Origin of the sequence: Peribacillus sp. NJ4 (assembly GCF_030348345.1) — a bacterium.
In the GTDB taxonomy this organism is placed as follows: domain Bacteria; phylum Bacillota; class Bacilli; order Bacillales; family DSM-1321; genus Peribacillus.
Genome location: NZ_JAUCFQ010000001.1, coordinates 2,370,234 through 2,391,076 on the forward strand (window position 1 = coordinate 2,370,234; position 20,843 = coordinate 2,391,076).

Consider the following 20,843-nt stretch of genomic DNA (forward strand, 5'->3'; position numbering starts at 1 on the left):
AAATAACGAAAGATGTATTAATTTAGGGGGATAAAGATATGAAACCTTCCCGTTTACAAGCTGGGGATGAAATTCGCGTTATTGCTCCTTCAAGAAGCTTGGCGATTGTCAAAGGGGAACAACGCAGATTGGCAGAAGAAAGATTGATTGAGCTTGGTTTTAAAGTGACATATGGTAAAACGGCTTTGTTCCATGATGACTTTTTTTCGAATTCGATTGAAGACCGGATCGAAGATTTACATGAGGCTTTCAGGGATCCGAATGTTAAGGGAATCTTTACAGCCATCGGGGGGTATAACGCTAACCAATTGTTACGATATATCGACTACGATTTGATTAAGGAAAATCCAAAAGTGTTGATGGGGTATAGTGATATAACCGCAATTTTATTGGCCATTCATAAAAAAACAGGCCTAACTACATACTCAGGTCCTCATTTCTCGACGTTCGGGATGAAGGCAGGTCTGGAATATACGATGGACTATTTTAAAAAGGCTGTAATTGAAAGTGAAGGCTTTTATCTTGAGCCAAGTGAAACGTGGAGTGATGACTCTTGGCATTTAGAACAGGATGACCGAACTTTCCACCCGAATGCTGGTTATATGGTCATTCAGGAAGGGGAAGCGGCTGGGACGATCATTGGGGGAAATCTTTGCACACTCAATCTATTACAAGGTACTGAGTTTATGCCGTCTTTAAAGGATAGTATCCTTTTCATTGAAGATGACGAAGAAAGTCATCCATTCAGTTTTGACCGGGATTTACAATCCTTGCTACATCAGCCAGAGGCAACTGGGATTAAAGGAATCATCATAGGCCGTTTCCAAAAGGATTCGGGGATGACCGAATATGCTTTGCATGAAATCATCGCTGGCAAAAAGGAGATAAATGGCATACCCGTGATCGCTAATGCCAATTTTGGTCATGTTCATCCATTTGTAACGGTGCCGGTTGGTTCAAAAGCAATAATGAAGGTAAAGAACGGAAAAGCGACGATTCAGATAAATTCATGACACAGTTTGAAGACGCCGTTCAAAAAGTGGACGGTATTTTAATCTGTCGGGATTTGGATAAATGTATTTTACATTTTGCTGTGTTTTAGGAGTCTTTCCTCTAATCAGCACCTGAAAATTGTCCTATTTTACAAGCATTATTAGGGAATATGAGTCTAATAGTTCAAATTCTATATTTTTCTGATATAATACTAAGAGATTTAAAATAGAAAAGGTGATTATGTGTTATTAACAATTCCCGCATCCATTCGTTTAGAAGGGGTTTTGGCCGAGTATAATAAAAAAGGCCGTGTGAGCCATACATGTTTCGTTTGTAACGGAGACACTTCTAATGGTGATGCAAGCAACTTGAACTACTATAAGTTAGGAACTAAAAAAGTTTGTCATTCCTGCATGAAAAATGTTTTGCGTCATCCTTCTTTAAAAGAGTATGAATATCTACATACTTCAGTTATCGATAAAACTGCTTTTTATAAAAATGTGCTGGCTGTTTTAAAGGATGAAAGTTTTTTGGAGTCAATTCGTGAAAAAGAACTAATTAGCGCATTGTAAGAAAAAAGTGTATCTCTCGCGGATACACTTTTTTTGTCGCCTTTTTTTGGCCGATTCACCAGGAAACCCAAAAATTCATCCGTTTATTTGCTTAGGTCAATTTCCTTAGCAAGATTGCGTTCATCTGGACATACACTTTACTATATTGCATTTGTTTTTAAAGAGAAGGAGAGTGTGGGCTTATGGAGCAGTCTTCATTGATCAAGCCGGTCCTGGGAGGAGCCTACCCGACTATCAGTCATGGTCAAGGAGTGTTTTTATACGACAAAGAAGGTAAGGATTACTTGGATGCTTCCTCAGGTGCTGTTACTGCCAATATTGGCCATGGGGTCCAGGAAATCATGGAGGCGATGGTAAAACAGGCTAAACTGGTTTCATTTGTATATCGTTCCCAATTTACCAATGATGCTGCAGAGAAACTTGCCGGAAAAATTGCTGAATTGACCAAAGGGGAACTGACCTACAGCTTTTTTGTAAACAGCGGCTCCGAAGCAACTGAAACTGCCTTGAAGATAGCCATTCAGCATTGGCAGGAAAAAGGGAAGCCCAAGAAACAGAAAATCATATCGAGGTGGATGAGCTACCATGGCATCACGATGGGGGCTCTTTCAATGTCTGGGCATCCGATTCGCCGAGAGCGATTTACCCCTTTGCTTGAATCATATCCTTCTGTATCTCCTCCATATTGTTATCGGTGTCCACTTCAACTTGATCCCCATTCGTGCGGAATGGCCTGTGCTTCGGAATTGGAAGCATCCATCCGGCGTATTGGCAGTGAAAATATAGCGGCTTTCATCGCAGAACCTGTTATCGGGGCAGCTGGAGGGGCGATTGTCCCTCCTGATGGTTATTTTCGAAAACTGAAGAAAATCTGTGAAGAGAATGATATTTTATTCATTGCTGATGAAGTCATGACTGGATTTGGACGTACCGGTAAGATGCTTGCCTCAGAATATTGGGATGTGGAACCTGATATCGTAACATTTGGTAAAGGCATGAGTGGGGGGTATACCCCGATAGCCGCCACAGTAATGACCAAAAACGTGATGGAGCCAATAATGAAAGGCTCGAAGTCAATTATCGGAGGACATACGCTTAGTGCCAATCCATTATCGTGTGCGGTATCTTTAGCGGTTTTAGAATATGTCGTAAGGAATGATCTTGTCGAAAAATCAGCCGATAGAGGGAAGGACCTGATTAGGGGGCTGAAGAAGTTAGCAGGGAAGTATTCCTTTATCGGTGATATACGTGGCAGAGGTTTATTGATTGGCGTCGAATTTGTCCAGGATAAAGCCACAAAGGCCCCATTTCCGAAGGAGGCCGATGTGACCAATAAAATCATTGAATTGGGAATGAGGAATGGGATACTCCTATATCCCGCAGCAGCAGGCCTAGACGGTGTAACCGGGGCAGCCATCATCATCTCCCCGCCGTTAACGATTTCGGAAGAGGAGTGTGCAGAATTGTTAATGAGGGTCGATATAACTTTTCGGCAATTTAATGAATCCATTGGTAAACGGCCATCACACCAAGGAAGTGAGTCATAGTGTTGGAAAATACATTCCAGAAGATTTGTCGTTTGGAGGATGTCCTCCATCTCTTTAAAGATAATCAGTCCATCCTGTATGGGGGATTCGGTGGTATAGGGACACCTCCGGGATTGATCAATTTGATTTTGGAGTCAGGTATAAAGGATTTAACCTTGATTGGGAACGATACAGGTTTCCCCGATATTGGAATCGGAAAACTGGTCACCCAACGCCGTGCAAAAAAAATCATCGTTTCCCATATCGGTTCCAATCCAAATGCAGGACTATTAATGAACAATGGGGAACTCGAAGTGGAGTTCTCTCCGCAAGGAACACTTGTCGAACGCATCCGGGCTGGAGGGATGGGATTAGGTGGGGTATTGACTGATATAGGAATTGAAACCGATATCGTCCGGGACGGCAAGCAAACCGTAAAGCTAGGTAAGAAAAATTATCTGGTGGAACCTGCATTAACAGCAGATATCGCCATTGTTTACGCAGAAATGGCAGATCCTTATGGAAACCTCATCTTTGATAAAAGCGCCAGGAACACGAACCCACTCGTAGCTGCGGCTGGACAAATCACGATCGTCGAAGCCATGCAAATCGTTCCGCTTGGCTCTTTGGATCCAGAGAGCATCATTGTGCCGGGTGCCTTTGTGGATTATATCATTCCATCAAAAGGAGTCGATTGGAAATGGGTTTGGGAACCGAAGATAGAAATCGAATAGCGAAACGGGCAGCAGCAGAAATAAGCGATGGGATGCTGGTCAATTTGGGAATTGGCATTCCATCGCTTGTACCCAATCATCTTTTGAATGACCATAAAGTTATGTTTCATGCTGAAAATGGCCTTGTGGGGATTGGCAGTTCTCCTGAAAAGGGAAAGGAAGATGCACATCTTTGCAATGCCGGGGGACTACCGATCACAATAAGACCCGGGGCTTCCTACTGCGACAGTACGGTTGCATTTGGGATGATACGGCGCGGGAGGGTGGATATCACGATTCTAGGAGCCCTTCAAGTGAGTGAAGTAGGGGATCTCGCTAATTGGATTGTCCCGGGAAAGAGGGTGCCAGGCATGGGTGGTGCCATGGAACTAGCTGCAAAGGCAAAAAAGGTCATCGTATTAATGGAACATACCGATAAAGCGGGCATGTCTAAATTAGTCAAAAAATGTACGTTGCCGTTAACTGCCAAGAAATGCGTACATATGATCATCACTGAACTGGGCGTGTTTTCTGTAAATTCCGAGGGTCTCCTCTTAACAGATGTATTTGATACGTCCGGTATTGAGGAAATCAGGAATCGAACTGAAGCCTCGTTTACCGTCTCTGAAAACATCCATATTTTAAAAGAATGAGAGAGGAGAATGGATATGTATGAGGAAAGAATAAGAACATGGTTGAATGATCATCGGACAAATGGGGTTCAGCTTTTGCAAAAACTGGTCCAGGAACCGAGCAAAAGGGGGCAAGAAGGAAGTGCACAAGCCATAGTGGTCGAGAAGTGCAGACAACTTGGTCTGGAAATAGATCTATGGGAAATCGGGGATGAACAATTAAGAAAACACCCCCATTTTTATTGCGATCGCAAGGATTTTAAAGGAAATCCGAACCTTGTGGCTATTAAAAGAGGAACCGGCAATGGGAAATCCCTTATTTTAAACGGACATATTGATGTTGTTCCTGAAGGCGATCATGCAGCATGGCACGATGAACCCTATAGCGGCAAATTAAAAGACGGGAAAGTGTTCGGGAGGGGAACGACAGATATGAAAGGCGGCAATGTTTCTTTATTGCTGGCCATCGAAGCGATAGTCGAATCTGGAATCCAATTGAAGGGGGACGTGATTTTCCAGAGTGTGATTGAAGAGGAAAGCGGCGGTGCCGGGACACTTGCGGCAGTCATCAGAGGGTACGAAGCGGATGGCGCAATCATTCCGGAGCCTACCAATATGAAACTATTCCCTTTACAGCAAGGTTCGATGTGGTTTCGATTGAAAATAAAGGGCAAGTCTGCACATGGAGGCACAAGGTATGAAGGAGTAAGTGCAATAGATAAAGCGGTTGGCGTAATGAAAGAAATCAAGATGCTTGAACAAGAACGGAATGAGTCACTCCGTCATTCACTCTATAAAAATGTACCCATTCCCATTCCAATCAATATAGGAAGCATTCAAAGCGGAAACTGGCCTTCTTCAGTGCCGGATACAGCCGTTCTTGAAGGCAGATTCGGCATCGCACCGACAGAGACCATGGAAGAGGCACAAAAATCGCTGATACAGCGAATAGATGCTTTAAACCGGAGTGATGCGTGGTTCAAAGAAAAACCTATTGAATTAGAATGGTTTGGGGCCAGATGGCTGCCTGGTAATCTCGAAATCGATCATTCGCTAATGAAAACCATTGGCAGGTACTATGAAAAAGTGGTGGGGGAAGAACCGCTTGTCGAAGCGTCCCCTTGGGCGACGGATGGAGGGTATCTTTCATCAGTTGGCTCGACTCCCGTAGTTGTATTTGGACCAGGGGAAACGAAGATGGCCCATGATTCAAACGAATATATAGAAGTGGATAAAATGATGGAGGTTGCAGAAATCATTGCATTGACCATGATTGATTGGTGCGGGGCGGAAGAGCAATAATTATATTCCCCAAGGTCTGATTCTAGAAAGGGTCAGGCCTTTTATTACCATTTTCGATGGACGTGAAAGGAGCGGGACAAATGGAGGCTGGTATCATTGAAAAAAGAATTCAAAAGCCAAGGTGCTCAATACATATTACGATCGACTATTTTAATAAGCGAATAAGGGTTGATGATTATCTAGGTCATTTTCAGGAATGCGTAGAGGAATCTCTGAAGGTGGCTAACGGCGTATCAGCAGAGAAAATCATCTTCAAGTCACGCAAGGAAAACGTTCTGGCATTAATTGCTCAGGGCTTTTTATATGAAGGAAGCATCGATAAGTTCTTTTTGGGAAGCGATTGTTTTTTCCTTGTTAAATATAACAGGAATGAAAGGCGCAACAGTGAAGAATGGGAAAAGGAAGATCAAATCCTCACCGATGTTCAGAGTCTCCCGATAAAATCCGGACTGGATGTTCCGCCGTCCGCCTATCAAGGACGTAAAGCGGAAGTTACCGATGCAGTTCAGCTGGCACAATTGTATGGGAAGGTTTTCGAAGTGTATCCCACTCCGATGAATGATCCGCTATATGTGAAAAAATGCATGGAAAAGGGAACGGTCTTTTATATTTATGTTCATGAAGGCAAGATCATCAGTGCTGCTTCCGCAGAAATTGATTCCTTTTACCATAATGCGGAAATCACTGATTGTGCGACATTGCCGGAACATCGGCAGTACGGTTTGATGAAACACTTGATTTCCGCACTTGAAGACTACCTTATTTTGAATGGGATTTATTGTATCTATTCCATTGCCCGGTCGCTCTCATTCGGTATGAATGCTGCATTGCACCAGCAGGGATACTCGTACCGTGGACGTTTGGCCAATAATTGTTACATCTTCGATAAACTGGAAGATATGAATCTTTGGGTGAAAAATTTTACATGATTGCTCATTTTCAGGCGGTACATGACAAGTTTTTGGCATTTCCTCATATACTCTAGCAAGAAGGTAATTGAGGAGGGGTATCTTGCCAAGTGAATTTTTTAATACAAGTGAAGTACTGGAAGCTATATTAGAGACAATTGATGAAGGCATTCATGTAATAGATCCAAAAGGACAGACCATATTTTATAACGGAGTGGCGGCCAATCATGATGGAATGAAAAGAAGTGAAGTGCTTGGGAAACCGTTGCTTGAAGCCTTCCCTTCTTTAAATCACAAATCATCGACATTACTCCGAGTGATTAAATCTGAAAAACCGATCTACAACTATAGCCAATCATATGTAAATGCACATGGGCGAATCATTGAGACGCTGAATACGACGCTCCCCATATATGTAGATGGGTTCATGATTGGTGCAATAGAAATTGCTAAGGATTATTCAAGCTTGAAGCAATTATCTGAAAGGTTAGCTGACCTTGAAAGCTCGCTCAAGACAATCAAAAGTCCTGAAAAGAATACGTCCCAGAAAGGCGGATTGTATTCGTTCACTGAAATCCTGACTAGTGATACTGGGTTTAAAGGTTTGATATCACAAGGGAAAAAGGCTGCCCGATCATCATCATCGGTATTGGTTTATGGGGAAAGCGGTGTAGGAAAAGAGCTTTTTGTTCAAAGCATCCACAAGGATTCCAGCCGCAGTAAAGAACCATTCATCGCGCAAAATTGTGCTGCCTTACCAGAAAATTTATTGGAATCGCTTCTATTCGGTACGGCTAAAGGAAGTTACACTGGGGCTGTGGAACGCCAGGGATTATTTGAATTAGCAAACGGCGGAACCTTGTTTTTGGATGAATTGCAATCAATGCCGATTGACTTGCAGGCAAAGCTTCTGCGTGTGCTTGAAGATGGGTTCATCAGGAGGATAGGCGGCACAAAGAGCGTACAGGTGGATGTGAGGATCATGGCAGCGATGAATATAGATCCTAAAAGGGCCGTATCGGAAAACAGGCTAAGGCCAGATCTATTTTACCGATTAAACGTATTGAGCTACGAGCTGCCTTCGTTAAGGGAGCGTACTGATGATATAGAGCTTCTGACTGAGCATTTCATATCAATATTTAACAGTAAATTAGGACTTTCCATAAAAGGTATTGATGAGAAGACAAAGGTTTTCTTTCGGAAATATAATTGGCCTGGAAACGTAAGGGAGCTTAAACATACGATAGAATTCATGATGAACCATACGGAGAAGGATATGTTGAACCTTGAAGACTTGCCACAGTTTTTAAAAAAACATACCCATTCCTCATCAGTAAAAATACTTCCACTTCGTGAGGCCATGATTGAGATGGAAACAAAATTGATTACCGAGGCCCTTCATCAGACAAACGGAAATGTTTTTCAGGCATCGAAGCTATTGCAGATTCCAAGGCAGACCTTGCAATATAAAATAAAAAAACATATTTGACCATAAAAAAATCCGGAAGCAGCCAGCAGTCCGGATTTTTTTATGGTCAATGGAATTTTCGGGTCATTTTGGCACCCTTCTTGCATTTAATACTACTATCATAACTCAGGAGGTATAACCATGTTATTTGACTTATATAAGCCAGATCGCAATTGGAAAGATATAGAGCTATGGAAAGATGTAACCGAAGAACAATGGAACAACTGGCTGTGGCAGCTTACGAATACGATCCGAACCGTTGATGATTTGAAAAAAGTGGTAAACCTGACTCCGGATGAAGAGGAAGGCGTAAGGATCTCCACTAAAACCATCCCTTTGAATATCACCCCATACTATGCTTCGCTAATGAATCAAGATGACCCAAGGTGTCCAATCAGAATGCAATCGGTCCCCATCTCGGAAGAAATGCATAAAACCAAATATGACATGGAAGACCCCCTTCATGAGGATGAGGACTCCCCTGTACCGGGTCTGACCCATAGATATCCGGATCGCGTCCTTTTTTTGGTGACGAATCAGTGCTCGATGTACTGCCGTTATTGTACGAGAAGACGCTTTTCAGGGCAAATTGGCATGGGCGTGCCAAAAAAACAATTGGACGCTGCCATCGGTTATATACGTGACACACCGGCTGTTAGGGATGTCCTTATTTCAGGCGGGGACGGATTATTGATTAATGACACGATCCTTGAATATATCCTCAAAAACTTAAGGGAAATCCCTCACGTTGAAATAATCAGGATAGGTACGCGGGCTCCGGTTGTTTTTCCTCAAAGAATCACTGAAAATTTATGTACCATCTTAAAAAAATATCATCCGGTTTGGCTGAATACTCATTTCAATACCTCGATAGAAATCACCGAAGAGTCAAAGAAAGCTTGTGAGATGCTTGCCGATGCAGGTGTACCTGTGGGCAACCAGGCAGTTATTTTAGCGGGGATAAATGACAGTGTCGCAATCATGAAAAAGCTAATGCATGACCTTGTTAAGATTCGTGTGCGACCTTACTATATTTATCAGTGTGATTTGTCAGAAGGCATCGGTCATTTCAGGGCTCCCATATCAAAAGGGATTGAAATCATTGAGGGACTCAGAGGCCATACATCCGGGTATGCTGTTCCTACCTTCGTCGTCGATGCTCCAGGTGGGGGAGGGAAAATAACACTGCAGCCGAATTATATCCTTTCACAATCCCCAACAAAAACGGTGCTGCGCAATTTTGAAGGAGTCATAACCACATATCCTGAACCTGAGCATTATACACCTGGCCTTGCAGATGATTATTTCAAAGGGGTATATCCCGATATGGAAGAAAAAAGGTCAGATATAGGTGTATCCGGTTTGATGAACGATAAGCAATTCAATTTAGTGCCTGAAGGGCTGAAGCGAATGAATCGACGGGAAAATTACGTGACAAACCCAGAGCATGCTACATTGAAAAACCAACGTGAAAAAAGAGATTTGTTGAAAGAAAAGAAATTCCAGGCACAGCAAAAAAAGAGCACTCCAAAGGGAGATGAATAGCATGGAGACGTGTCCATGGTGTGAGAAAGGGAAGCTTGCATCGGTAAAGGGGACGGTGTATTGGGAACTGCCTGATGGTACGAGGGCAGTGGAAATTACGGAAACCCCTTCATCCCATTGTGAGAATTGCGATGCTCTTTTTCAAAGTGATGAAATAGTGAAGGAAATTGAAAATCAACTATTTTTAATTGATTCGAAACAGCTTGAAAAACAAACGAAGTACAGTGAGCTAATGAACATGAAAAAGCTGTTGAAACGCAACTACTTTGACTTTTAGCGGAATGGTACATGACGTTTCCATTTATGAATGAATGAATGAATCCCCTCATCTTAGGCAGAACAGTGTAAATCACTATTCTATCTTAGATGTAGGGGTTTTTTCCCATTCACAAGAATTATAGGTCATCGGGTATTTGAATGTTTAGAGTAATTCCGCCACCCTTCATACGGCATGACTGACCATGCTCGTGTGTATATAAGGTAATGGTACTTGCAGGCATTTGATTGAAGCTCTAGGTTAAACTTGTAGTGCTTCAATTCATTGATCGATCACTTAAAGAACAAAGAACGTAAGTGTGAAAAAAATTTCCCGCCTTTAAAAGGATTGAATCAATATGGAATGAGAACGATATTTTTATTGAAGTTCCGTATTCTATTATCGAATGCGGTTCGTGCTGAAAAATCGTGGATTTCAATAAAATGAGGAAGAAAAAACCAAATTATTTTAAAAAAGTGGACGGAAGAGAAAGTTTCCGATATATTAAAGCAGGAATCATAGTTATTTTTAGGGGGGCTCGACACCATGAGACCATTTTATTTATATTTAATGAAATTTCGACAACCAAAGGAAATTGATGCAATCACTAAATTTGCCAATCATGCCTATCAGGATCATGGCTTCCCAAAACAATCGACTGATTATAATGAACTAAGCAGTTATTTGGAATTGAATGCAGATTATCTCGAAAGTATGTCAGTATTCGATCAAGCGTGGGAACAATATGTCCAAATAGAAGAAGGACTCCTATTGGGAGATCAGGAATAGGGGGATCGGAAGGATGCTTAAAAGCCTTCAAACCCGAATTTTGCTTTATTCTTTACTTATAGCAAGTGTTCCTGTTCTGATATTGGGGATCATATCCTATGGATCACAGCGCTCCCTGCTGGAAAAGGAAGCAAAAAATGTCTTGAATGCAGGTTCACTGAATATTGTAAATGAAACATATAGCTATTTGAACGAACGCATCAGTGATGTGAAGTTAATGAGTGCAAATTCGGTAATCATAAATCCCGGCTCTTCAAAGGAAGAGAAGTCAGTTGAACTAAAAAAGTTTATCGATGCAAAAGGAAATTATTACGGTGTTTTGCATTTGGATATGGAAGGAAATGTAATTGCGGATACCTCCAATAAAATGGTCGGGGATAACCTCGCGAAGAGAATATGGTTTAAAGAGGCCATGGAAGGTCATGAATTCCTTTCTGACGTATATAAAACCCGAGCTTACTCAGAACCCATAATATCTCTAAGTGCGCCGGTATATGATAATACAGGGAAAATAATCGGTGTCGTATCTCCAGCTTTCAGATTGGAAGGGCTCTGGGAGATGATGGAGAAAAAGGCTAATGAAATTAGCGATAAATACCCAGTGAACTTTTTCATGATTAATCAAGAAGGTATAATGATTTCGAAAAAAGACCCACATGGCGTCATGCAGGATTCAGCCTTGGAGGAAATTGGATTAACGAAAGAAAAGCTGATGGAGGCTTCGTTATCGGATGAATTGTACAGTGCAGAGAATGGGGAAAAAATATATTCTATCCAGCCTGTCCATACGATAGCGGAAACGGAGAATACATGGTTTGTTGTTGTGGGTGCAGATAAGAATCAGGTGTTTCAGCCTTTGAATGACCTTTTATCACGGTATCTGACCATCTACAGCATCGTATTTGTTTCTATCATTCTGGCTGTCTATTTACTTACAAAGACTCTTGTGCGGCCAGTTCAAGATCTTGTCGAAGCAACGGAGGATTTCATTGAAGGAAAGGAATTCGTCTTTTCCAATAAAAGAAGCTTCGAGGAAATGGAAAAATTGAATCTTGCCTTTCTAAGAATGATGGAAACGATAGAAGATCGTGAGAAGGAAATCGTCCGTACGGAAAAATTGAAATATGTTGGCCAGCTTGCAGCCGGGGTCGCACATGAAATCAGGAACCCGCTGACAACAATAAAGGGCTTTTTCCAACTATTGAAGAGTCAGGATCATGATAAAACACTAATAGAAAAATATAGTGATGTCATGCTTCATGAAGTGGATCGGGTGAATGTATTCGTGACTCAACTTCTTGATTTGGCAAAACCCCATCAATTGGAATGGGAGAAAATGGATTTAAAGGATTTCCTTGATGAAATGATAGATACCTATACTTCTTCAAATCCGAGTTCTCACGTAAGAATAATGAACGGAGTGACACAATCCGTCATTGTTTTTTCAGACAAAAACCGGTTAAGACAGGTTCTCTTGAATGTCTTGAATAATTCTTGTGAAGCCATCGAAGCAAGAGGGCAGATTGAACTGGATCTGACTGCCGTTTCCCAATATGTAAAATTAATGATCAGAGATGATGGAAAAGGCATCATTCCCGAGAATTTAAAAAATATCGGCATGCCCTTTTATACCACTAAACAGGATGGAAACGGCCTAGGTGTAGCGACCTGCATTCAGATAATGGAGGAATTAAAAGGGAAATTCCAAATTGAGAGTGTACATGACGAAGGAACGAAAGTGACGCTCATTATCCCTACTGCGAACCGTCTCATTAAATGAGACGGTTTTTGGTTGTAGATAAAGGAACAAGGATTTTCGTTGCCCTTTAATAAATGAGCAAGTTCCTTATCTAAATGAGTAAAATGCCCTCTCATTTCCATTAACCTCCATGTTTGTTTATGCATATAATTTACTAATCAAACGATAAGGACCATATTGGGGGATGTCTCTTATGGGCAAAAAAAAACAGCCGAAATTTAAATTAGGCGATACAGTCGTAATAACAATGTATGGGACAGTCGGGAATATAACCGATGTTAAATTTCTCGATGGTGCTTATGTGTATGAAGTGAACTATAGTGAAGGTCTTTATATCGAAAAAACATTGCAATCGATAAATGAATACGAAGGAGAAATCCTTTATCCAAAAGAACAAATCGACATTGAATATAAATATTTATTAGGTGACTTGGTCCAGGTGGATGGATATGAACAGGATTATTTCAAGATTATCGGCTATCGAACGGAAATTTGGCGCTATAAGGAAAATGCCTGGGAGGATGTAATCTATGAGTTATCAAGAATCTCGGATGGTGAATGGCTTGAAGCGCATGAAGAAGAACTGACTTTGATAGCCGATGCTAAACGTGCAGATGGGATCATTAAAAAGTTGGGCCTGCTCCTTCCTAAAAAGAATAATGAGCTTGCTATCATTGCTAAACAATACAACCCTGGTAAAGGTGAGCGAGAAATGACAATGACAAAAAGTGAAAAAAAGGAAATGATTGATGGACTGTTGGATTTATATAATGATTATTGTAAGCTCTACGAACATTTTGGCGATGATGAATATCGTCATATCATGAAGATCGCCCTTGCTAAAATTGAAAAAGCTGCAGAGGAAATTTATCCAGATCATAAAAAGAAGCAAACGAAGTGAAAAGGTATCCCAAACTTTTAAAGGACAATTTCCAAATTACCTAAAAAAGCTACCATTCAAATTGGCCACCAATGGAACATGGTAAATATAGGCCCTTCATATGATTTTCCATTAAGGGATGCCTTACTGGCATATTTGTCTCTACACATTCATAGACCTTTAAATAAGGGGGCGATGATTTGCGAGAAATTGAGGTTTTTATTGATACAGAAGAGATAGCGGAATTCTTTTTTCAAGAATTGATAAGACGGGGCTATCTTCCAACAGAAGCTGAAGTTGAAGATCTTGCTGACATCACATTCGAATATCTTCTTGAAAAATGCATAATTGATGAAGAAGTCGATGAGTAACCAGTCATAAGACGGTTAGCAGCTTCCTTTCCCTTAATTTTAAAAACAATTAAAAAAAGACGGCGGGCCTCCGCCGTTTTGTTTGCGGTTCTTAGGAGGGGTGCCAAAAGTCTTTTCACGATTTCCAGTTTCCTTATCAGGTTGGTTATTGGATCAGGTTCAATTTTCCTAACTTGTGGTTGATATGGTATAGTAGTTTTTGTATATCATTCCAACCACAAGTTAAGGAGGAAATAGTTGTATGAGCATACATATTGGTGCAAAAGAAAATGAAATTGCAGAAACGGTCTTACTACCTGGAGACCCATTGCGTGCAAAATATATTGCTGAAACATTTTTAGAGGATGCAAAACTTTACAATGAAGTTCGGAATATGTTTGGATACACAGGGACATATAAAGGGAAAAGAATTTCCGTCCAAGGCACAGGCATGGGTGTTCCATCCATTTCCATCTACGTAAATGAATTGATGAATAGCTATAATGTTCAGAAGCTGATTCGCGTTGGAACTGCAGGAGCCATCCAAAAAGACGTAAAGGTCAGGGATGTAATCCTTGCAATGAGTGCTTCCACCGACTCCCAAATGAACCGCATGACTTTCGGCGGGGTGGACTTTGCTCCAACCGCGGATTTCGAATTATTAAGAAAAGCTTATGACGCGGGCACGGCTAAGGGCTTGCAATTGAAGGTCGGGAATGTATTTACGGCCGATCAGTTTTATAACGATAATAGTGAATTGGAAAAATGGGCAAAATACCAAATCCTTGCGATAGAAATGGAATCAGCGGCCCTATACACGCTTGCTGCTAAATTTGGACGCCAAGCTTTATCAGTATTAACCATTTCCGATCACATTTTAACCGGTGAGGAAACGACGTCGGATGAGCGCCAGTCAACTTTTAACGAAATGGTTGAAGTGGCTTTGGAAGCAGCTATCCAAGACTGATAATTGGATGTTAATGACAGGCGGGTGACCAGGAATAAATGATGCTGTATAATGAAGGGTGGGATACAGGCTCATTTATTCCTTGGTATCCGCATTTTTGTAATGTCTCGCCTTAAGGGGTACCCTAGATTTAACGTTTGCTAAGGGTTAAAAAAATACATATGATCGGTAAGTTGTTATTTTTGATAACTATTATTTTTCGATTGGCATGAAAACTGATAAAATAGAAAGAAACCGTTTATATCGTCATGAAGAATGAAAGTGGTGAGGCTTCAGTGGAAGAAGAAAATCAACAACAGCCAAAAGAGGCAGGGAAATTCATTAAAATAAAGAAGTTTACGTTCATTATGGGGATTTTCCTAGTCATATTTCTAACTGCAGGGATTACTACAATAGCCTTGACCTTTGGAAATGAAAAAGTAGAGTCATTAGCACCGGATAAACATCCGGAATTTGAAAAGCTGTATTCTACATATGATACGATAAAAGATAACTATTATGAAGAGATTGATCAAGACAAGCTGGTTGACGGGGCAATTAATGGAATGATCAAATCATTGGATGACCCCTACTCTGCCTATATGGATAAAAAGGAAGCATCGAGTTTCCATGAGAGCATCTCTTCATCTTTTGAAGGAATCGGTGCTGAGATTCAGGAACAGGATGAAAAAATCATGGTCGTCTCACCGATAAAAGGGTCCCCAGCCGAAAAAGCGGGTGTAAAACCGAATGACATCATTTTAAGTGTCGACGGTAAAAGCGTTGAAGGACTAAGCTCTTCTGAAGCTGTCCTGAAAATCAGGGGCGAAAAGGGAACGAAAGTGAATTTATCCATCTCAAGAGCTGGTGAATCGGAACCGATTGAACTCACCATTAAACGTGACACAATTCCGATTGAAACAGTGTATGCGGAAATGCTTGATGATGGAGTTGCAAAAGTCCAAGTGACCAGTTTTTCCGAACATACAGTCCAAGAGCTGAAAACGGCGCTTGAAGAAATGTCGAAGAAGGATATGAAGGGTCTGGTATTGGATTTGCGTGGAAACCCAGGGGGACTGCTTGACCAAGCAATAGAAATGGCAAGCCTGTTCATACCTAATGGGAAAGTGGTCCTTCAAGTAGAGGATCGCAGCGGGAAAAAAGAAGTCTATAAATCGAAGAATGATGGAGAGCTGAAGATCCCGGTAGTCGTGTTGATTGATGATGGAAGTGCCAGCGCTTCTGAAATTGTTGCAGCGGCTGTCAGTGAATCAGCAGACATTCCTTTGATTGGTGTCAAATCATTTGGCAAAGGGACCGTTCAGACTGCCCAAGACTTTAAAGATGGATCCAACTTCAAATACACGGCAGCTAAATGGTTGACGCCTGAAGGCAATTGGATTCATAAAAAAGGGATCAAGCCTGATATTAATGTGAAGCTGCCTGATTATGCCAACCTTCCGTACATTTCGCCTGATAAGGAATTGAAAGCATCGGATTCTTCAAGTGAAGTGAAAGCTGCTGAAGAGATGCTGAAGGAAGCAGGACATGATCCAGGGAAGATAGATGGATTCTTTGATGAAGCAACAAAAAATGCGGTAATAGCATTCCAAAGGGAACAAAAAATTAAAGAAACCGGCACCATAAAAGACGATACTACCGTTAAATTGATGCAGGTCATCCGGGAGAAAATCCTTAAAAACGACACTCAAGTTAAAAAAGCGGTAGAAGTATTAAAGAAAGAAATCAAATAAATGATTTTGCCCGAAAAGCCTGCCAACGATTATCGTTGGCAGGCTTTTTTGTCGTTTAATGCATATAATTCCAATATTAGGCAGAAAATATGGGTAAATTTCCGATGAGGTGAGGTAATGAAAGAAAAGGTACTGTTCATATATCTATTGATCTTGATTCTGGCAGGCTGCACCTATGCCCCTTTACCCAAACAAAATGGAAATGCAGGTACGGAAAAAAAACTAACCGAAGAAGAGAACGAGGAAAGCGTGAAAACATTTCTGATTATAGGTGTTGATACCAGGGGAGAGGAAAAATCTCGATCAGATGCGATTATACTGGCAAAATACTTTCCTGAGCAGGAGAAACTGAAGCTGGCTTCCATCATGCGTGATAGTTATGTAAAAATCCCTGGGTATAAACCAGGATATAACAAAATAAATGCCGCTTATTATTATGGTGGAAGGGAACTGCTCAAGAAAACGATACAGGAAAACTTTGATGTCAAGGTCGATCATGTGGCAGTAATTGACTTTCAGGGATTTGTGAAGATGGTCGACTTGCTTGCCCCTGAAGGAGTAGCGGTGGATGTGGATCAAGAAATTATTGATGATATGAGCATTCAAGCAAGCACTGGCAAAAATGTTTTACATGGTGAGGAAATATTGAAATATGTCCGTTTTAGACATGATGATGAAAGTGATTTTGGAAGGGTTGAACGTCAACAAGAAGTAATGGTTCAATTAAAAACAGCGTTTATAAATCAAATCTCAACCTTCGAAGGGATGGCAGCCCTTCCTAGTATAATAGAACAAGGGCTCTCGTATTTGGATACAGATATTGGGCTGAAAATGATAATGGAAATGGGTCCAAAAGCCGTCTTCCATACACCGGAAATCGTCGAAACCTTAAGGATTCCAGTGGAAGGAAGCTTTAAGGATGAAATATATCCTCAGGCCGGAGCCGTTTTGGAAATGGACTACACTAAAAATAAGAAAGCACTTCAGGAGTTCTTTTCAAAATAATAAGAATGTCCAATATCTTTTGTTATCGAAAACATCGGGATTTAATTAGTAAATAGATTCGAATCACTTAGATTATTTCATAATAGACCTCTAAAGAATAATCATAATTGATCATCATTAAAAAACGAGACGGATACGAAATCCTTCTCGTTTTTTATCACCAATAAAACTTGGATTATTTAACGAAATCCGGAATGTTTTTGATGAAATCCGGTGTTATGATGCCGTTTTCTGTAATGATGCCTGTAATTAGATGATTCGGTGTAACATCAAAGGCTGGATTGAAAGTCTTCACGTTTTCCGGGGCGATCCTTACACTTTGAATGAAAGTGATTTCCGCTTCATGCCGTTCTTCGATCGGGATGGATGTGCCGGATTGGATTGAAAGGTCGAAGGTGCTTGATGGAGCCGCCACATAAAAAGGGATACCAAAGTGCTTGGCTAAAATGGCCAATCCCAATGTCCCGATTTTATTGGCTGTATCTCCATTAGCCGCAATTCTGTCGGCCCCGACTATAATTCCATTTATTCGTTTCTGGTGAATCGTATGGGCGGCCATATTATCAGAAATTAAGGTGACGTCAACCCCCGCTTGCATCAATTCCCAAGCCGTCAAACGCGCCCCTTGCAGGACAGGCCTGGTTTCACAAGCGTACACTTTTAGCGGAAAGTCCCTTTCTTTAGCCAGGTGGAAGGGAGCCAGGGCTGTTCCATAACGGGCTGTGGCAATCCCTCCAGCGTTGCAATGCGTTAGGATGGAATCTCCTTTAGCGAATAAGGATAAACCATGTTCCCCGATTTTCCTGCACATTTCTTCATCTTCAGCAAAGATGGCTTGGGCCTCCGATACAAGTGCTTCCTTGGCAGTTGAAATGCTTTGCGCTGCTTTCAACGTATTCTCCATCCTCCTTAACGCCCAAAAAAGGTTGACTGCAGTTGGCCGTGAAGAAGCGAGTTTTTCAATATGCCTCGTTACATTTTTCTTGAATTCCTCTAATTCAGCGGTTGTTTCCTGTTTGGCACCAAGTGCAACACCAAATGCTGCCGTCAGTCCAATTGCTGGGGCACCACGAACTTTTAATGTCAATATGCTGTCATATACATCATCAACAGAATGAAGTTCAATAAATTCAGTTATGGAAGGAAGGGCTTGTTGATTTAATAATGTAATATGGGTATCATCCCATTGTACCGAATATGGTAAGGGTGCTAGTGTAGTCATGTGCAGGTCTCCTTTTAAAGGGTTGAATAAGATGGCAGTGTACGTTGCTTCAACGCTTCAATGACAGCTGGAACATCCAATTCTTCCCGTTTTTTAATTAAAAATGCACCAATTTCCAATGTTGCCGTTTTGGCAGCGATCCTTGTATCTTTATTTTCAATGACGTTTAAATCGGCAACATGGGAAAGGCCAATGGTTCGCCGAATCAGTTCACAGCCGGCAAAACCGAATGCATCTTTTTTGAATTTTGTCAGTAAATAAGGCAGATAGCCTTTCACATGGCGGAATGGGCTTTTATTTTGGCCTTCCCATAATTCGGTATAAGTTTCTTCAAAGGCATTCCAAAATTCATGAAGGTGTGAGAAAATCTCTTCCTTTCCAGCGCCATTTCGTGTAATTGCCTGAAAGAGAAGGTTGGCGGTGTATTGACCAAGGTCAAAACCAACGGGCCCATAAAAAGCGAATTCCGGATCAATAACCTTTGTTTCAGTTTCACTTGCAAAAATACTTCCAGTATGTAAATCTCCATGAAGCAAGGCTTCCTGCTCGGTTTCAAAACTTTGTTTCAGCTTAGCGACCTCAAGTATCACTTCTTGATAATTCCAAATATTTTTGGCGGCATCAGTCAATTCCGGCTCGAAATCTCCCGGGAGTTCCTCAAAAAATGGATCCGTGAAAATAAAGACCTCAGTGATTTTGCAGAGTTCCGGATTCGTGAAATGTCGGGCCACTTCCTTTTTCGCGGATGGTTCTAAATGATAATCTGATGTATAAAATGCCGTCTTCGCTACATATTCACCAATATGCTGTGAAAGCAATGGATATTGATCGCCATCGATCAAGCCTTTTCTAACGATTTTCAAGTGCGATAAATCTTCCATGACTGTAATGGCAAGCTGTTCATCCGAATAATAGACTTGCGGTACGAATTCGGGGCAATAGCTTCTGAAATGAATCAGTGCATTCGCTTCAATGGCTGCCCTTTTCAATGTCAGCGGCCAGCTTTCACCAAGTACCTTGGCATAAGGGACCGCTTGTTTGATTATTATTCCTTTGTTTGTGACTGTGTCTGTAATATGAAAAACATAATTTAAATTTCCATCGCCGATTTCTTTACAGTTTAAACTTGCATCCGCATTGACCAACCCAAGTTTTTTTGCAAGGGTTATAGCTGTTTCGTTTGTCAATCTCTTAAAATTTGAATGGTTTTGAGTCATTCTTTTCCCCTCCAGATTCAAAATAAGAATAAAAAAGCCTCTTTCATATAGAAAGAGGCAGAAGTTTTGGCTTCGGACCTCTTATCTTCCAGAAAATGAATTCTGGTGGAATTAGCACCGTGCTCTGTGGATTTTATAATCCGGCGGTGAATCCGCCCCATTTCACAATGGTATTACAGTCGGTTGCTGGGCTTCATAGGGCCTTTATCCCTCAGCCTGCTCTTGATAAGAGTATATGTTTTCTGAAATTTTAATCTTCGGGAAAATAATATCAACTTTTTAAATAGTTTGTCAATGGGAAAATTAATAATAATCCGGCCGACGATATTCGAATACGGGTATTTTGTTCCGTGCTTCCGTAACTTTATTGAAGTCCAAGGTGCCTGTCAAGAGTTCGTTTGCTTCTCCGGCTTCACTTATGATATTCCCCAATGGATCAATAATCAAGGAATGACCCGCAAATATATTATTGACATCCGAACCTGAACGGTTAACGGCTACAACATATGCTTGGTTCTCGATGGCACGGCTAATCAATAAGGCTCTCCAGTGATCGAGTCTGGGCTTTGGCCATTCTGCCATTACGAATAGAACTTCGGCGCCTTGAACGGTATGGGCTCGCTGCCATTCAGGAAAACGGATGTCATAACAAATGAATCCAGCACATATTTTTTCATCAAGAGTAAATAAACCATCTTTTTCACCTGGCTGCAGGAAATGATGTTCATCCATTAACTGAAATAAGTGAAGCTTATCATATTCTTTTATGAGATTTTCATCCTTATTGATGATGATCATGGTGTTATAGATGCCCTTGCTTGCTTTTTGGCAACGGAACCCCCAATTATGTGAAACTGGTGTTTCTTTACCTGATCTTTTAAACATTCAATCGTTTTTTCTGCTTCTTCATCAGCAATCTCATTTAACCTGGTCAAGTCGTATCCTGTTGACCAAAGCTCTGGTAAAATAACGATATCGGGTTTGGACATTGCTGCTATTTCCATCC

General features: G+C 41.2%; 19 protein-coding genes, 1 pseudogene and 1 riboswitch. Of the genes and pseudogenes, 17 read left to right on the forward strand and 3 right to left on the reverse strand.

The genetic code is table 11. The features are described 5' to 3' along the window. Nucleotides 1-38 precede the first annotated feature (38 nt). The 17 genes from QUF94_RS11935 (at nt 39) to QUF94_RS12015 (ending at nt 17,398) form a co-directional block, all read left to right on the forward strand. Nucleotides 39-1,013 (forward strand): S66 family peptidase, encoded by a 975-nt coding sequence (locus tag QUF94_RS11935; RefSeq protein WP_289316044.1) that lies wholly within the window; start codon nt 39-41, stop codon nt 1,011-1,013. A gap of 222 nt (nt 1,014-1,235) precedes the next feature. Continuing rightward, a complete protein-coding gene (locus QUF94_RS11940) occupies nt 1,236-1,565 on the forward strand; it encodes a hypothetical protein (RefSeq protein ID WP_289316045.1) in 330 nt (109 codons plus the stop codon). Between the two features lie 182 nt (nt 1,566-1,747). Continuing rightward, on the forward strand, nt 1,748-3,112 hold the full coding sequence (locus QUF94_RS11945) for an aspartate aminotransferase family protein (protein ID WP_289316046.1): 1,365 nt from the start codon (nt 1,748-1,750) through the stop codon (nt 3,110-3,112). A 2-nt stretch (nt 3,113-3,114) separates the two neighbouring features. After that, a complete protein-coding gene (locus tag QUF94_RS11950; RefSeq protein ID WP_289318356.1) occupies nt 3,115-3,825 on the forward strand; it encodes a CoA transferase subunit A in 711 nt (236 codons plus the stop codon). Further along, nucleotides 3,792-4,457 (forward strand): 3-oxoacid CoA-transferase subunit B, encoded by a 666-nt coding sequence (locus QUF94_RS11955; RefSeq protein ID WP_289316047.1) that lies wholly within the window; start codon nt 3,792-3,794, stop codon nt 4,455-4,457. Before QUF94_RS11950 ends, QUF94_RS11955 begins: the two co-directional genes overlap by 34 nt. Before the next feature lie 9 nt (nt 4,458-4,466). Beyond that, complete coding sequence (locus QUF94_RS11960; protein WP_289316048.1) at nt 4,467-5,738, forward strand: peptidase; 1,272 nt, start codon at nt 4,467-4,469, stop codon at nt 5,736-5,738. Nucleotides 5,739-5,794: 56 nt separating this feature from the next. Beyond that, nucleotides 5,795-6,667 carry a putative beta-lysine N-acetyltransferase gene (ablB, locus tag QUF94_RS11965; protein WP_289316049.1) on the forward strand — a complete coding sequence of 291 codons (873 nt, stop codon included), beginning with the start codon at nt 5,795-5,797 and terminating at the stop codon, nt 6,665-6,667. An 82-nt stretch (nt 6,668-6,749) separates the two neighbouring features. Beyond that, nucleotides 6,750-8,135: a sigma-54 interaction domain-containing protein gene (locus QUF94_RS11970; protein WP_289316050.1), complete on the forward strand. Its 1,386-nt coding sequence runs from the start codon at nt 6,750-6,752 to the stop codon at nt 8,133-8,135. Nucleotides 8,136-8,255: 120 nt separating this feature from the next. Beyond that, nucleotides 8,256-9,659 (forward strand): lysine 2,3-aminomutase, encoded by a 1,404-nt coding sequence (gene kamA, locus QUF94_RS11975; protein ID WP_289316051.1) that lies wholly within the window; start codon nt 8,256-8,258, stop codon nt 9,657-9,659. 1 nt (nt 9,660) lies between these two features. Then, nucleotides 9,661-9,936 carry a YokU family protein gene (locus tag QUF94_RS11980; protein WP_289316052.1) on the forward strand — a complete coding sequence of 92 codons (276 nt, stop codon included), beginning with the start codon at nt 9,661-9,663 and terminating at the stop codon, nt 9,934-9,936. A gap of 525 nt (nt 9,937-10,461) precedes the next feature. Next, nucleotides 10,462-10,704 carry a YozE family protein gene (locus QUF94_RS11985; RefSeq protein ID WP_289316053.1) on the forward strand — a complete coding sequence of 81 codons (243 nt, stop codon included), beginning with the start codon at nt 10,462-10,464 and terminating at the stop codon, nt 10,702-10,704. Between the two features lie 13 nt (nt 10,705-10,717). Then, complete coding sequence (locus QUF94_RS11990; RefSeq protein ID WP_289316054.1) at nt 10,718-12,484, forward strand: ATP-binding protein; 1,767 nt, start codon at nt 10,718-10,720, stop codon at nt 12,482-12,484. Between the two features lie 172 nt (nt 12,485-12,656). Then, nucleotides 12,657-13,364, forward strand: coding sequence for a hypothetical protein (locus tag QUF94_RS11995; RefSeq protein ID WP_289316055.1), 708 nt, complete (start codon nt 12,657-12,659; stop codon nt 13,362-13,364). A 179-nt stretch (nt 13,365-13,543) separates the two neighbouring features. Continuing rightward, nucleotides 13,544-13,714 (forward strand): YozD family protein, encoded by a 171-nt coding sequence (locus QUF94_RS12000; protein ID WP_064505166.1) that lies wholly within the window; start codon nt 13,544-13,546, stop codon nt 13,712-13,714. Between the two features lie 241 nt (nt 13,715-13,955). Then, nucleotides 13,956-14,660, forward strand: coding sequence for a purine-nucleoside phosphorylase (deoD, locus tag QUF94_RS12005; RefSeq protein WP_289316056.1), 705 nt, complete (start codon nt 13,956-13,958; stop codon nt 14,658-14,660). Between the two features lie 248 nt (nt 14,661-14,908). Then, nucleotides 14,909-16,393: a lmo1851 family serine protease gene (locus tag QUF94_RS12010; protein ID WP_289316057.1), complete on the forward strand. Its 1,485-nt coding sequence runs from the start codon at nt 14,909-14,911 to the stop codon at nt 16,391-16,393. A gap of 117 nt (nt 16,394-16,510) precedes the next feature. Beyond that, complete coding sequence (locus tag QUF94_RS12015) at nt 16,511-17,398, forward strand: LCP family protein (protein WP_289316058.1); 888 nt, start codon at nt 16,511-16,513, stop codon at nt 17,396-17,398. A 175-nt stretch (nt 17,399-17,573) separates the two neighbouring features. Here QUF94_RS12015 and mtnA read toward each other — a convergent pair whose 3' ends face one another. The 3 genes and pseudogenes from mtnA to QUF94_RS12030 all read right to left on the reverse strand — a co-directional run bounded on the left by mtnA (nt 17,574) and on the right by QUF94_RS12030 (nt 20,841). Further along, nucleotides 17,574-18,620 carry an S-methyl-5-thioribose-1-phosphate isomerase gene (mtnA, locus tag QUF94_RS12020; protein ID WP_289316059.1) on the reverse strand — a complete coding sequence of 349 codons (1,047 nt, stop codon included), beginning with the start codon at nt 18,618-18,620 and terminating at the stop codon, nt 17,574-17,576. Nucleotides 18,621-18,634: 14 nt separating this feature from the next. Continuing rightward, the gene (gene mtnK, locus QUF94_RS12025; RefSeq protein ID WP_289316060.1) at nt 18,635-19,837 is read right to left on the reverse strand and encodes an S-methyl-5-thioribose kinase; all 1,203 of its coding nucleotides are present in this window, start codon (nt 19,835-19,837) and stop codon (nt 18,635-18,637) included. A 78-nt stretch (nt 19,838-19,915) separates the two neighbouring features. Next, nucleotides 19,916-20,069: riboswitch (SAM riboswitch) on the reverse strand. 71 nt (nt 20,070-20,140) lie between these two features. Beyond that, nucleotides 20,141-20,841, reverse strand: a pseudogene (locus QUF94_RS12030) (carbon-nitrogen family hydrolase). Nucleotides 20,842-20,843: the final 2 nt, after the last annotated feature.

Bases quoted from the DNA above. Each gene is read 5' to 3' on its own strand.
- QUF94_RS11935 (WP_289316044.1), top strand. From the start codon at position 39: ATGAAACCTTCCCGTTTACAAGCTGGGGATGAAATTCGCGTTATTGCT.
- QUF94_RS11955 (WP_289316047.1), top strand. From the start codon at position 3,792: ATGGGTTTGGGAACCGAAGATAGAAATCGAATAGCGAAACGGGCAGCA.
- QUF94_RS11985 (WP_289316053.1), top strand. From the start codon at position 10,462: ATGAGACCATTTTATTTATATTTAATGAAATTTCGACAACCAAAGGAA.
- deoD (WP_289316056.1), top strand. From the start codon at position 13,956: ATGAGCATACATATTGGTGCAAAAGAAAATGAAATTGCAGAAACGGTC.
- QUF94_RS11980 (WP_289316052.1), top strand. From the start codon at position 9,661: ATGGAGACGTGTCCATGGTGTGAGAAAGGGAAGCTTGCATCGGTAAAG.
- mtnA (WP_289316059.1), bottom strand. From the start codon at position 18,620: ATGACTACACTAGCACCCTTACCATATTCGGTACAATGGGATGATACC.
- mtnK (WP_289316060.1), bottom strand. From the start codon at position 19,837: ATGACTCAAAACCATTCAAATTTTAAGAGATTGACAAACGAAACAGCT.
- QUF94_RS11990 (WP_289316054.1), top strand. From the start codon at position 10,718: ATGCTTAAAAGCCTTCAAACCCGAATTTTGCTTTATTCTTTACTTATA.
- QUF94_RS12010 (WP_289316057.1), top strand. From the start codon at position 14,909: ATGAAGAATGAAAGTGGTGAGGCTTCAGTGGAAGAAGAAAATCAACAA.
- QUF94_RS11995 (WP_289316055.1), top strand. From the start codon at position 12,657: ATGGGCAAAAAAAAACAGCCGAAATTTAAATTAGGCGATACAGTCGTA.
- QUF94_RS12015 (WP_289316058.1), top strand. From the start codon at position 16,511: ATGAAAGAAAAGGTACTGTTCATATATCTATTGATCTTGATTCTGGCA.
- QUF94_RS11960 (WP_289316048.1), top strand. From the start codon at position 4,467: ATGGATATGTATGAGGAAAGAATAAGAACATGGTTGAATGATCATCGG.
- QUF94_RS11945 (WP_289316046.1), top strand. From the start codon at position 1,748: ATGGAGCAGTCTTCATTGATCAAGCCGGTCCTGGGAGGAGCCTACCCG.
- kamA (WP_289316051.1), top strand. From the start codon at position 8,256: ATGTTATTTGACTTATATAAGCCAGATCGCAATTGGAAAGATATAGAG.
- ablB (WP_289316049.1), top strand. From the start codon at position 5,795: ATGGACGTGAAAGGAGCGGGACAAATGGAGGCTGGTATCATTGAAAAA.